The 12,505-nt window shown below is 62.0% G+C and carries 9 protein-coding genes and 1 pseudogene; 5 read left to right on the forward strand and 5 right to left on the reverse strand.

What is annotated here, in order from left to right; all coding sequences use genetic code 11:
* Together KCX59_RS11170 and KCX59_RS11175 are read right to left on the reverse strand one after the other, a co-directional pair.
* On the reverse strand, positions 1–1,170 hold the full coding sequence (locus KCX59_RS11170; protein ID WP_179018422.1) for a serine hydrolase domain-containing protein: 1,170 nt from the start codon (positions 1,168–1,170) through the stop codon (positions 1–3).
* A 50-nt stretch (positions 1,171–1,220) separates the two neighbouring features.
* Entirely contained in the window at positions 1,221–3,155 is a 1,935-nt protein-coding gene (locus KCX59_RS11175; protein WP_179018424.1) for an FAD-binding monooxygenase, read from the reverse strand.
* Positions 3,156–3,322: 167 nt separating this feature from the next.
* Between KCX59_RS11175 and KCX59_RS11180 the strand changes: the two genes are divergently transcribed.
* Positions 3,323–4,273 (forward strand): 5'-3' exonuclease, encoded by a 951-nt coding sequence (locus tag KCX59_RS11180; protein ID WP_179018438.1) that lies wholly within the window; start codon positions 3,323–3,325, stop codon positions 4,271–4,273.
* A gap of 171 nt (positions 4,274–4,444) precedes the next feature.
* A complete protein-coding gene (locus KCX59_RS11185; RefSeq protein WP_178993815.1) occupies positions 4,445–5,014 on the forward strand; it encodes a Clp protease N-terminal domain-containing protein in 570 nt (189 codons plus the stop codon).
* A gap of 80 nt (positions 5,015–5,094) precedes the next feature.
* On the opposite strand, the pseudogene KCX59_RS11190 reads toward KCX59_RS11185, so the two are convergent.
* Positions 5,095–6,181: pseudogene (locus tag KCX59_RS11190) on the reverse strand (fatty acid desaturase family protein).
* Positions 6,182–6,368: 187 nt separating this feature from the next.
* On the opposite strand from KCX59_RS11190, the gene KCX59_RS11195 reads away from it, so the two are divergent.
* Both KCX59_RS11195 and KCX59_RS11200 read left to right on the forward strand, forming a co-directional pair.
* Positions 6,369–6,788: a YciI family protein gene (locus KCX59_RS11195; RefSeq protein ID WP_091467271.1), complete on the forward strand. Its 420-nt coding sequence runs from the start codon at positions 6,369–6,371 to the stop codon at positions 6,786–6,788.
* A gap of 36 nt (positions 6,789–6,824) precedes the next feature.
* Positions 6,825–8,084 carry an RNA polymerase sigma factor gene (locus tag KCX59_RS11200; RefSeq protein WP_179018426.1) on the forward strand — a complete coding sequence of 420 codons (1,260 nt, stop codon included), beginning with the start codon at positions 6,825–6,827 and terminating at the stop codon, positions 8,082–8,084.
* Between the two features lie 15 nt (positions 8,085–8,099).
* Here the strand turns inward: KCX59_RS11200 and KCX59_RS11205 are convergent, their stop codons facing one another.
* A complete protein-coding gene (locus KCX59_RS11205; RefSeq protein WP_434122448.1) occupies positions 8,100–10,037 on the reverse strand; it encodes a DUF222 domain-containing protein in 1,938 nt (645 codons plus the stop codon).
* Between the two features lie 369 nt (positions 10,038–10,406).
* Positions 10,407–11,303 carry a helix-turn-helix transcriptional regulator gene (locus KCX59_RS11210; protein ID WP_179016689.1) on the reverse strand — a complete coding sequence of 299 codons (897 nt, stop codon included), beginning with the start codon at positions 11,301–11,303 and terminating at the stop codon, positions 10,407–10,409.
* Between the two features lie 129 nt (positions 11,304–11,432).
* Here KCX59_RS11210 and KCX59_RS11215 point away from each other — a divergent pair, with 129 nt between their 5' ends.
* The gene (locus KCX59_RS11215) at positions 11,433–12,476 is read left to right on the forward strand and encodes an NAD(P)-dependent alcohol dehydrogenase (RefSeq protein WP_178992999.1); all 1,044 of its coding nucleotides are present in this window, start codon (positions 11,433–11,435) and stop codon (positions 12,474–12,476) included.
* Positions 12,477–12,505 lie beyond the last annotated feature (29 nt).

A 12,505-nucleotide genomic window follows, 5' to 3' on the forward strand; every position in this document is an offset into this window, starting at 1 on the left:
TCAAGCACACAACTGGTCCAGGGCCTTGTTGGCGGCCAATTCCATCTGTGAATCGTAATGATCCACCTTGCGTGCGGTGACTGGATCGCCGACTTTCATAGGCAGTGTGGGCAGTGCCATAGCGATGACGATCTGAGAGTCGCCGTCGTCACTCACCACGGCGGTGGTGAGGTAACCGGTGACGCTCCCGCGGTGACCGTAGCGATAGCCGGAAGAGGAGCACGTGTCACGCCACCGCATGAGTCCGAGGGCGTAGTTGGTGGATTCCACTGTCTTCATTTCCTTGAGCGCTGGGGCAGATATCAAGCCCCCTGTGAAAAGGCCGCGGAAAAAGTCATTGACATCCTCAGCGGTGGAGACCACGCCGCCTCCCGGGAAGCCGATCAACTGCTCGGCCTGCGTGACCTCCACGCGTTCTCCATCCACCTCTATATAGGTACGAAGGTTGTCCTGCGCTTCCCGGTCCTGTGCACTAAGGGTCGAGCGGTCAAGGCCGAGCGGCCGGAAGATGTCGTCCCTGAGCACATCCCCAATTGCTTTTGCCCGGAGCTTCTCCAGCAGCTGTCCGAGGGCAAGGTAGTTACTGTTCGAATATGCGAAGTGCCCAACGTTCCTGGGGTCCCAAGGCAACGTTGCAGTCATCTCCAGTCCGCGCTGCATACTGAATCCACTTGTTATCAGTTCTTTGGGCGTTCCGGATTGCTCATACACGGACAGAAATTCAGGCATCCCTGATGTGTGGCTCAGGAGTTGGCGCACGGTGATGGGTCCCGGAGGCTTCAACGGGGTGTTGAAACTCTCCAGGATCCCGTTCACCGGGTCGTCAAGCCCTATGAGGCCTTCGTCCACGAGCTTCATCACGGCGGCAGCGGTCATCGATTTCGTGACACTACCTATGGAAAACCTGTCTTCGGGGCGTGCTGGTTCGTTCGTCCCGCCGTCCCGGACGCCATAGGCCTTCGACCATTCTCCGCCCGGCCAGCGGACCTGCGCGACTACAGACGTGACCCCGTCATCCATGAAGCGCTTGATGGTGCCCTCCAACGAAACAATCGCAGCGCTGGACGCAGTTGGAGACGGCGACGGACCGGCGTTACCACCGGTGCAACCATTGAGGAACAACGCAATGAGCATCAGGACCATCAGGGCCCCGACGCGACTTCTGCCCATACGCCCGTTGTACGCCTAAGCGGGGACAAAAACCATAAACGTCCGGCGGGCTACGCCTGATTGCTCACCAGGCCCGGCCTCTTCGCCGTGACTTCAGTACGCCCTGCTGACAGCAGCGGGGCAAAGAAGTTGCCGAGTTCAGCTGTCGCTGTCAACGGAAGCACGTGGGCGACGTACTGGTCCGGCCGAACGACTACAACCACGCCATCGCGGCTGAGGCCGCGGAGCTCAAAGATGTCGTTGCTGGGGTCTGTGCCGAAGACCTTCTCAAGGTAGGTGAGCTTGAACGGCCCTACGGTGGGTTTGAACGCTGCAGGAACCGCGTTGATATCAATGTTGGTGTGGTCCTGCTGGTAGATCACCTTCACGTCGAACCAAGCGTCACGGTCAGCGTCCGACGGCGTCGCGGCCAGCGGCGAGTCCGGCGAGTTCGCAATCCACTCGGCAAAGTCCGCCACGGGTCCCTGGGATCCAGCCTGCGCCGCGTCAGCGAAGACATAGATGCGCCAGCGGCCGTCCGCTTTGGCGTGGTGCCCAAGGTGCATGGGGTTGGTATCGCAGACCCGCAGGACGGGAGCCGATTTGAAGCGTTTACCCACAGGGAAGCCCGTGGCGAGCTCCTGATACCGTGCCTCCGCTACCAGCATTGAGGGCGCGTACTGGGTCATAAAACCTGCCGGGAACTCGGCGGTACTGGTGTAGAAAGTCTCCAGTTCCGCGGGGTCTTCGAATTCTTCGGGCTTCTTGGCCATCAGCGTGGACCACTGCTTGTCGAAGTCGATGAGGTTCTTCGCCACTACCTGGCGTTCAGCCGAGTAGGTGTCCAGCAGGCTTTCGGGGCTGCGGCCCTCGAGGACGTGGCCGAGTTTCCAGCCGATGTTGAAGCCGTCCTGCATGGACACGTTCATGCCCTGTCCCGCTTTGGCACTGTGGGTGTGGCACGCATCGCCGGTGATGAACACCCGCGGGGTGCGCGTACCGCGCTCCTCCGGCAGAACGTCGTCGAACCTGTCCGTGAGCCGGTGGCCTACCTCGTAAACGCTGTGCCAGGCCACGTTGCGCACGTCCAGGGTGTAGGGGTGAAGGATGTCGTTGGCTTTCTGGATGATCTGTTCGATAGTGGTTTTGCGCACGGCGCCTTTGTCATTCGGGTTGACTTCGCCCAAGTCGACGTACATGCGGAACAGGTGGCCGCCTTCGCGGGGGATCAGCAGGATGCTGCCGCCGGCGCCGGACTGGATGGCGCACTTGGTGCGGATGTCAGGGAAGTCGGTGACGGCAAGGACGTCCATGACGCCCCATGCGTGGTTGGCTTGGTCACCGGCGAGGTGACATCCGATGGACTCGCGGACCTTGCTGCGCGCTCCGTCTGCGCCCACCACATACTTGGCGCGAATGACCCGTTCCTGGCCTTCGTTGGACCCGGATGTGTGGCCAAGGGTCACCTCCACCGGGTAGTTGCCCTCGCCGGTGACGTTGAGGCTGTGGAACTCGTAGCCGTAGTCCGGTGTCATGCGTGTGGGGGAGTTGGCCATGAATTCTGCGAAGTAGTCCAGGACCCGGGCCTGGTTGACGATCAGGTGAGGGAACTCGCTGATCCCGGCGGGATCATCCACTGCCCGAGCGGCCCGGACGATCCGGGAGTGGTCGGCCGGGTCCGGCTTCCAGAACGCCATTTCCGTGATGCGGTACGCCTCGGCCGTGATCCGCTCTGCAAAGCCGAAGGCTTGGAAAGTCTCGACACTTCGGGCTTGGATGCCGTCGGCTTGGCCGATGGCCAACCGCCCGGGGCGGCGCTCAATGATACGTGTGGTGACGTCAGGGAACTGGGATAGCTGTGCCGCGGTCAGCATGCCCGCCGGGCCCGTGCCCACGATAAGGACGTCAACTTCGTCGGGAAGCTTGGCTGGGCGGTTGATTCCGACGCCGTCGGCCGGCTCGACTCGAGGGTCACCGGATACGTAACCGTGGTGGTGGAACTGCACAGGCTTTCCTCACTTCTTTGTGGGCTATCTCGTTGCGATGTTCGATAATAGAACAACGTGTTCTATTATCGCTCAGATAATCGTAATGCGGCTCACACCCGTGTTCAAGTCCTTGAAGAGTCTTATGACGGAACCTTGTGTAGCTTCCGGCGGATTGAACCATGGGCATGTCAGGATCAGGTATGCCGCGACTGATGCTCTTGGACACTGCCTCGTTGTATTTCCGCGCCTTCTACGGTGTGCCCGACTCAATCCGCCGTTCCGACGGAACGCCCGTGAACGCAGTGCGGGGACTGATGGACATGATCGCCCGCCTCACCACCGACTACGAAGCCACGCACTTGGTCGCCTGCTGGGACAACGATTGGCGCCCGCAATGGCGCGTTGACCTGATTCCCAGCTATAAATCGCACAGGGTTGCGGAGATCGTTGCGGATGGTCCGGACGTAGAGGTTGTCCCTGACCCGCTTGAGGCGCAGATTCCCATGATCCGGCGGGTACTGGACCTTGCCGGGATCGCTGTGGTGGGAGTTGACGAGCATGAGGCTGATGACGTCATAGGGACCTATGCGAGCCTGGCGACCTTCCCGACGGACGTGGTTACCGGTGACCGCGACCTTTTTCAGCTCGTGGATGACGACCGTGGGATCCGTATCATTTACACGGCGCGCGGCATGAAGAACCTGGAAGTCCTCACCGAGGTCGTCGTGGTGGGCAAGTACCGTGTCCTGCCCCAGCAATACGCCGACTACGCAACACTCCGGGGCGATGCCTCCGACGGGCTGCCCGGAGTCGCCGGCATCGGCGAAAAGACGGCGGCGTCGTTGCTTGGCACGCACGGTTCATTGCAAGGACTTCTTGAGGCGGCGGAAGCCCCCGACGGCGGGTTGTCGGCTTCCGTCCGGGCCAAGCTGTCCGCGGCGGCTGACTATCTCAAGGTGGCGCCCGCCGTCGTGAATGTCGTGCGCGACTTGAAGGTGCCGACGCTGGAAGAAGCAGGTGCTGAACTGCGCCCCGTCACAGGAGAGGCTCGCACTGAACTTGAGCAACTGGCCCATGACTGGAATCTGGGTGGATCGGTTAAGAGGTTGCTGGACGCGCTGGACCGCGGCCGCTGAGCCCGCCGTCCGCTGAGGACAGCCCTCACAGAAACCGGTTCATTTTCACAGCCCAATGACAGGTTCGAAACAGCCGGGGCTGTGGTGGGTCTCTCATCGTGTTAAGAGGACGGAACCATTGACCGTCCCTCAGACACCCAGCCGTACTAGCGGCTCATTGAGGAGAGGCATATGTTGAAAATCAAGAGAATCAGCCTGGGCATGGCAGCCGGAGCTCTGGCACTAGGCGCAGGACTTGGTGCAACCAGCATCGCGACGGCGGCCACCACACCGTCGCCGAGCGCTACGTCGACCCCTGGCACCACGTCGTCCGGGGACGCAGCCACCCCGTCAGATCGTGGGGGAAAGCCTGGCGGGCACGGACGCGATCGGGGACAAATAGCAGCTGAATTGGCCACCAAGCTCGGTGTGGACGAGGCCAAGGTCACCGAAGCTTTGAAGGCGTTCCGTGAGGCAAACAAACCCACCACGCCGCCCGCCGAAGGAGCGGAAGGAACCAAGCCGGACCGTACGGCACAGGATGCCGCCCTGGCGAAATCGCTCGCTGAAGCATTGGGTGTAGACGAAGCCAAGGTCACCGCTGCACTGGAAGAAATCCGAGCCGCGGGCCAAGTTGAACGTTCCGCCGCCCTGAAGACCAAGCTGGACAAAGCGGTCACGGACGGCAAGCTCACACAAGCCGAAGCTGATGCCGTGACCAAAGCCGTTGAAGCCGGTGTCATCGGAGGAGGCGGGCGCTAGGACCACTACGCGAAAGCCGTCCGCATAAGGATCCCCCGGACGTATCCGGGGGATCCTTATCGAGGCGCCCCGGGATGCCCTTATCGCGGCCGGAACTGGTCCATGACCGGGCACTCGAAAGGTTCACCCGCGAAGAGTCCGACGTCATCCAAGTACTTCACTACCGCCGTGTAAGACGCCAACAAACTGGTTTCGGTATAAGGAATGCCCAGTTCGCCGCAGCACTCCTTCACGATGCCGGACGCGCGGTGCAGGTAGGGGCGAGGCATGTCCGGGAAGAGGTGGTGTTCAATCTGCCGGTTCAGTCCGCCCATCAGCGTGTCCATGAACCGGCCACCGGAGATGTTCCGGGCAGTGAGCACCTGACGGTTGAGGAAGTCTGCCCTGGTTGAACCGGGCAGTATTGGCATGCCTTTGTGGTTTGGGGCGAAAGACGCACCCATATAAAAACCGAAGACACCCAACTGAACTCCGAGGAAAGCGAACGCCATACCTAACGGCAGCAACGAGAAAACCAGGAACGGAACCACGAGGAGTCGAAGCATGATGACAGGGATCTCCACCCAGCGGTGATCGACTTGTCTCTGGTGCAGCAGATACTTCAGGGAATCAATGTGCAGGCTGACGCCCAGGAAGAACAGCAAGGGAAACAACAACCAGCCTTGCTTGCGCGTGACATGAACCATCACCCCCCCGGCGCGAGCTTGCCGCTTCGGGATGAAACGCGATTGCGCCGGTATGGATATCCGGGTCCTTGTCGATCACATTGGGAAAGTTGTGGTGACGGGTGTGTTTCTGCACCCACATTGAATAGCTGATACCCACCAGGCCTGTACCAACAAGCCGCGCGGACCACTCATTCATTCCCTTGGACTTGAACACCTGCCGATGCGCGGCTTCATGGGCCAGGAACGCGAACTGGGTGAGGACCACGCCCATTCCCGCCGCAATAAGAAGCTGGAACCATGTGTCCCGCAGCAAAATCAACCCACTCCAGGTTCCCGCCCAAACCACCATCAGGATCACAAAGACCGTGATGTAAAACCCTCTGCGGCGCTTCAGCAATCCGGCACTACGAACAGACTTCAGGAGTGCGGAGTACGAAAGGACCGTCCGGGCGGCACCCCGGTCCGGCTGATTTCCATCGGACGAACGTTCCGATGCCATGATGCCTCGAACCACTTCCCGGTGGACTCAACAGAATCGTTTCCCACCGTCCCTTCAGGCTACGCCGGTGATGCCAACAAAGAACCAGGAATTTGTTTCAACCAGTTGTCGATTTCTGCTCGCGCTGTTCGACCTATGGATGAGAAGGTCGAAGGGCGGCTTTCCACGACACAGGAGATTGAGTCAAATGGCGAAATACATGTTGATCATGCGGGCAGACGACGCTTCCTACGCCAAGTTCGAGAACATCGATTTCAACGAGATCCTCGAGGCAATGGGCAAATTCAATGACGAACTGATCCGCGCCGGAGTCCTTTTGGCCGCCGAAGGCCTGGACGACGCCAAGGACGGAGTGGTGGTGGACTTCACCGGTGAAACCCCGGTGGTCAGTGACGGCCCCTACGGTGAAACGAAAGAACTCTTCGGCGGCTACTACATCCTGGACGTAGCTTCCAAGCAAGAAGCGATCGAATGGGCGAAGCGTGCGCCAATGACTGCAGGTACCAAGACCGAAATCCGTCGCGTCACCAGCATTGACGAGTTCCCTCAGGACAACGAATGGATTCAAAAGGAACGCGCATGGCGCGAGCAGACCGGCCAGCTCTGAGATTCGCCGCCGGAACCCCGGTCATCAACGACCGTCGTGAGCAGCAATGAGGCAAGGGCCGCCGTCGAAGCGGTGTGGCGGAGCGAATCCGCCCGCATCGTCGGCGCCCTTGCCCGCTACACCGGCGACTTTACTTTGGCAGAGGACCTGGCACAGGAAGCGCTGGCAGAAGCTCTCGTGTCCTGGTCCGTCAACGGCATCCCCGCAGAGCCGGCGGGTTGGCTCCTTACGGCCGGCCGGCGCCGGGCGATCGATTCGTTCCGGCGTCGTGCTGTTCGCGACGAAAAGTACGCATTGTTGGCCCGTGACCTGTCAGAGGAGGAACCGGGCATGGACGTTTTGTTCAATCCGGATGCCATCGATGACGACGTCCTAGCATTGATGTTCGTCTCCTGCCATCCCGTGTTGTCCAAGGAGTCGCGAATTGCGCTGACTCTTCGGGTTGTGGGCGGTATGGGCACGGAGGAGATTGCCAAGTCGTTCCTGGTCCCCGTTCCCACCGTCCAAGCCCGTATTACACGAGCCAAGAAGACCTTGTCGGCGGCGCACGTGCCGTTTGTGGTGCCCGAGAAAACTGATATACCGGAGCGGCTGGGATCAGTGCTGCAGGTGCTCTACCTGATTTTCTCGGAAGGTGCCTTTGCGTCCGGCGGCGACTCGTGGATGCGCACGGAACTGGCCAGCGAAGCACGTCGTCTGGGACGGGTTTTGGTTCGGCTGGCCCCTGAGCCCGAAGTTTTTGGCCTCGTGGCCCTGATGGAACTGACGTCCGCACGTTTTCCGGCCAGGCTCGACGCAGCCGGTCAGCCTGTCCTTCTCGAAGACCAGGATCGGCGCCGGTGGGACCAGTCTGCGATACGCCGGGGCCGGGCGGCACTTTCGACGGCGGTGGCGGCCGGCCGCGGTCTAGGCGCCTACGGATTGCAGGCTTCCATTGCGGAATGCCACGCGGTGGCGCGGTCAGCAGAGGACACGGATTGGCAACGAATTGTCATCCTGTACGAGGCACTGGGGCGTTTGGTTCCATCGCCCGTCATTGAACTGAATCATGCAGTCGCGGTTGCCATGGCTGCGGGTCCGGCCGTAGGGCTTCACCTCGTGGAAGCCCTTGCAGAGAGGGGTGAGCTGCATGGCTCACACCTCGTGCAGACAGTGCGAGGCGAACTCCTTGCCCGGCTGGGCCGTCTCGTGGAGGCCAAGGCAGCCCTCGGCGAAGCACTCAGCCTGTGTTCGAACGCCGCCGAACGGAGCGCGCTGGAGCGGAAGATCGCAGAATTGGCAGACCAGCAGAGCTGACAAATCACGACATCTCTATGGTCTCTGGGGTGTGTGGTGGTGGTTGCGTCGTGGTGTTTGTTGGGGGTCGAGGTGGGGTGGGGGGATGAACCAGGGGACCCCGGTTGTGATGTCGATGCGCCATTGTTCCTTGTGGATGAGGTGGTGGTGGTGGCTGCAGAGCAGGGTGCCGTTGTTGGTTGATGTGGTGCCGCCGTGGGACCAGTAGGTGGTGTGGTGGGCTTCGCACCAGGGTGCGGGGATGGTGCAGTCGGGGAAGGCGCAGCCGCCATCGCGGGCGGTGATGGCTTTGCGGATGTGGGGTGGGAAGATCCGGGTGGTGCGGCCGATGTCCAGGACGCGGGAGTCGGTTCCGAGGAGGACGGGGATGATGTCGGCGTCGCAGGCGATTTTGCGGATGGTGTTCGGGTGGATGGGGCCGGTGAAGGTCGCTGTGCCGGTGCTGAGTGGATTCAGGGCCGCTCCGGTGTTGCCGTGGTCGCTAGGTCGTGAGTTGTGGGTGACTTGTTCGAAGAGGTCGCGGTGGTCGATGGTGACGGTGAGTTGGGGTCGGAGTCCGCCGTTGGAGGGCAGTTTCCCGGTGGTCATCGCCAGGGCGCAGGCTCCGACGAGGCCGTTGAGGAGTTTCTGGGCCCGGCTGCGGCGGTCCAGGTCCGGTCCGCTGGGCTTGTCGTCGGTGGGATTGTTGCCGGTGGTGAGTCGTGGGTTGGTGGCGGTGTTCATGGCGGTGGTGAGGGTTTCGTATTGTTCGGCGGTGGCGAAGATTTCGAGGTGGTGGAGTCCGTGGCGGCGTCGGCGGCGGAGGAACGCGCCTTGGAGTTGGCGGAGAACTTCCTCGGATGGTTCGGCACCGTCCTGGTCGATGACGTCGGTCCAGCGTTTGGTCATTTTGGTGACGAAGTCCGGGTCGGATTCCATCGCGGTGGTGGTGAGGGCGTGTTCCATCCGGGTGATGGTGTCCTCATCGGTGAGTTGCCGGACGGTGTCCAGGGCGGTGCTGATGATCGTCGCGGACCGGGACGGTACCAGGGCTGAGGAGAGGGCGTTGGCCAGCACTTCGCGTCGGGCCGGGATCTGTTGCCCGGCCATTCCCGTCTGGGGCAGGACATCGGGGGCGAGGGCGAGCCTGCGCCGGGCTTCCCCGATGCTGATCCGCAACCGGGCCCGAAGGAACTCCGCGGCGTTCCGGTACCCGTCATCCAAAGGGCTCACTGAGCCGGCGGCCTCAGTTACTGGCCCTGGACCGGTCACGGAACCTGCCCCGCGCACGGAAGCTCCTGCGCTTATGGAGCGTGCTCCAGCGGCAGCTGATGCCACACCGGATCCTTGCCCCACGTCGGATCCTGGCCCGACGTCGGATGCTGTCTCTGGTTCAGTCCAGCCCGTCCGCCATCCCGGCCCGGCCCCGAACGCTGACGGCCCCGGCGACGTTTGCTGTGCTTCTTTCCGGGTCCGTTCCACCGCCTGCGCGGCGACGACCTGCAAGTACTCCAACGACCGGGAGATCTCCTCGACCCTGCCCGCGAAATCGGCAGCCTCAACAAAACCAAACAACCGCGCCTCATCGGCAGCCATTGATCGCAACGCGTCCGCTGCAGCGGCGCCCTTAAGGAGCGCCGCTTCCAGAGCCGGTAAACCAGGCGTCGAGGACTCCGGCCTCAGCAACTCCGGCGCCTTTTCGGGGGTCGACCATACGGGCGCCCCTGGAGGGGTGGATTCGCCGGGGTTGGGGACCGAGGCGTCTGCGATCGGCGCGCCCGTCGACTCGGTGTCCATGCCCATCCCGGCGCGGTGGAAATGGCCGATCACGGTGATGGGCGCGGTCGAATCCTTGAACCCAGCCTTGACCAAGTCCGGCATGCTTATGAAGCGCCGTGACCGGGCCGCGGCCAAGGCAGCAACAACAGGGGACGGTTCCGTCCGAAGTGCTGTCAACTGCCCGATTGCTCCCATAAACCAACCCTGTCATGGAGCTCTGACATTATTAGCTCCTCTGCAATGACCCTCCTGTATGACGGCAAAGAAGAGGGCATTCGGCGGTAACCAACGGAAAATGCTGGCGTCGGATGCCTACAGCGTGGGCAGCGCCAAACCGTCTACACGCCGCCCGGCGAATGGCATTGGCACGGCGCGGCTCCGGACCACTTCATGAGTCACCTGGCCATGTGGGAACCGCGTGCCTCACAGACGGCTCCGAGACCACGCCATGCTGGACCACTTGCACGTCACCGCCGCGCGCCTGCACCAAGCAGACCCGTCGGTGACGTGAAGCGTTTGCCCTCCGGCGTCAAGTTGACGAATGAGTAGAAGTTGATGGCTGGATTACTTGTTGTGAATGTTTCGGAGGTCCCCGGCATCCTCAGGAATGGCGGGGGTCGTCGCGGCCCAGCTTGCGAGCAGCTGCAGGGCATCCGCCGTACCGGTGCCGGGTTCCGCGTTGTAGACCGTTAGGGTCAAACCGGCATCGGCGGAAAGCTCAAGGGCCTCGTACAACAAATGCAGATCGCCAACTATCCGATGCCGGAAGTGCTTCTTCCCGGTGTAGTGCTGGCGCACGTTATGGGATGCCCAACGAACCCGGAATTCCTCGCTGCGCGTGGACAGTTCACCCACCAGATCGCTGAGGCCCCGGTCGTAAGGATCGCGGCCCGCCTCGGTCCGCATAATGGCCACTGTGTCGTTAGCCGCCCGTTCCCAATCCGTGTAGAAATCCCGGCTGCGAGGATCGAGAAAGAGGAAACGGGCATGGTTGGGCGGCCCGGCCGGACTGTCGTAAATATCTGAGTACAAAGCACGCCCCAGGGCGTTTGTTGCCAGGAGATCCAGGCGACCGTTGCGGATAAAGGCAGGGGAGCCGCTGATCGCATCGAGGGTGAGCTGCACGCCAGGCCGGATGACCTGTTTCCGTACCGGCCGGCGTCGTGACCTGCCACCTTCACTCGCTGCGCGGGCAAGGTCGTACAAGTGGGCGCGTTCGGCGTCGTCGAGTTGCAGGGCGTTCGCCAGGGATTCCAAGACGCTTTCCGAGACGCCTGCGAGATTTCCCCGCTCCAGGCGGGTGTAGTACTCCACGCTGACTCCGGCCAGTATGGCAACTTCGCCGCGGCGGAGGCCCGGTACGCGGCGGTTGCCGCCATAGGCGGCCAGTCCCGTTTGCTCGGGCGTGATCTTCGCCCGTCGCGTGGAGAGGAAATCGCGCGTCTCTGTCCGGTTGTCCATGCTTCAACGGTATGACCTTTGGCCCGCTAAGGGAGTCCCTGTCATTACCCCTAACAGCAGTAACTCCTTTCACTCAGGGAAAGGAGGTTAGATGGAAACATCCAACAACGTTCACCACGCAGGAGAAACATGCCTACCGCTAACGCTTACGCTGCCCCCTCGGCCACGGGCGACCTGACCCTGACCACCATCGAACGTCGCGAGGTCGGTCCGAACGACGTCCACATCGATATCAAGTTCGCCGGCATCTGCCACTCGGACATCCACACTGTTCGCGGTGACTGGGGCCCGCAGCAGTACCCCTTGGCCCCGGGCCACGAAATCGCAGGCATCGTCACCGGGGTTGGCTCGGATGTCACCAAGCACAAGGTGGGCGACCGTGTCGGCGTCGGCTGCATGGTGAACTCCTGCAAGGAGTGCAAGAACTGCCTTGCCGGTGAGGAGCAGTACTGCCTTCAGGGAAACGTGGGCACCTATGGCGCCGTTGACCGTGACGGCACCATCACGCAGGGCGGGTACTCCAGCAGCGTCGTGGTGAATGAGGACTTCGTCGTCACCATCCCGGAAGGTTTGGACCTCGACGTCGCCGCACCGTTGCTGTGCGCCGGCATCACCACCTACTCGCCTTTGCACCACTGGGGCGCCGGTCCCGGTAAGAAGGTTGCCGTCGTCGGTCTTGGCGGGCTCGGCCACATGGCTGTCAAGATCGCCGACGCCATGGGTGCCGAGGTAACAGTGCTCTCGCAGTCGCTGAAGAAGATGGAGGACGGGCTCAAGTTGGGCGCGGACCACTATTACGCCACAAGCGACCCCGCCACGTTCGAACAGCTCGCCGGCACCTTCGACCTCATCATCAACACTGTCAGCGCTTCCATCGACATCAGCGCCTACTTGCAGCTGCTCACGCTCGACGGCACGCTGGTCAACGTTGGCGCGCCCGCCGAGCCGCTGCCGGTCAACGTGTTCTCGCTGATTATGGGTCGCCGCCGCTTCGCCGGTTCCGCGATCGGCGGTATCCGCGAAACCCAGGAAATGCTGAACTTCTGCGCGGAGCACGGCCTTGGCGCCGAGATCGAGGTCATTCCGGCCAGCAAGATCAACGATGCCTACGAACGCGTTCTTGCCTCCGATGTCCGCTACCGCTTTGTCATCGACGCCTCCACTATCGGCTAGATGCACAGCACTCCTAGAGCAGCATCATG

The sequence above is a fragment of the Paenarthrobacter nitroguajacolicus genome (genome assembly GCF_051027655.1).
GTDB lineage: Bacteria > Actinomycetota > Actinomycetes > Actinomycetales > Micrococcaceae > Arthrobacter > Arthrobacter nitroguajacolicus.

Coding starts and splice junctions, on each gene's coding strand:
- KCX59_RS11170 (WP_179018422.1), bottom strand. CDS start 1,170: ATGGGCAGAAGTCGCGTCGGGGCCCTGATGGTCCTGATGCTCATTGCG.
- KCX59_RS11195 (WP_091467271.1), top strand. CDS start 6,369: ATGGCGAAATACATGTTGATCATGCGGGCAGACGACGCTTCCTACGCC.
- KCX59_RS11185 (WP_178993815.1), top strand. CDS start 4,445: ATGTTGAAAATCAAGAGAATCAGCCTGGGCATGGCAGCCGGAGCTCTG.
- KCX59_RS11215 (WP_178992999.1), top strand. CDS start 11,433: ATGCCTACCGCTAACGCTTACGCTGCCCCCTCGGCCACGGGCGACCTG.
- KCX59_RS11180 (WP_179018438.1), top strand. CDS start 3,323: ATGTCAGGATCAGGTATGCCGCGACTGATGCTCTTGGACACTGCCTCG.
- KCX59_RS11210 (WP_179016689.1), bottom strand. CDS start 11,303: ATGGACAACCGGACAGAGACGCGCGATTTCCTCTCCACGCGACGGGCG.
- KCX59_RS11205 (WP_434122448.1), bottom strand. CDS start 10,037: ATGGGAGCAATCGGGCAGTTGACAGCACTTCGGACGGAACCGTCCCCT.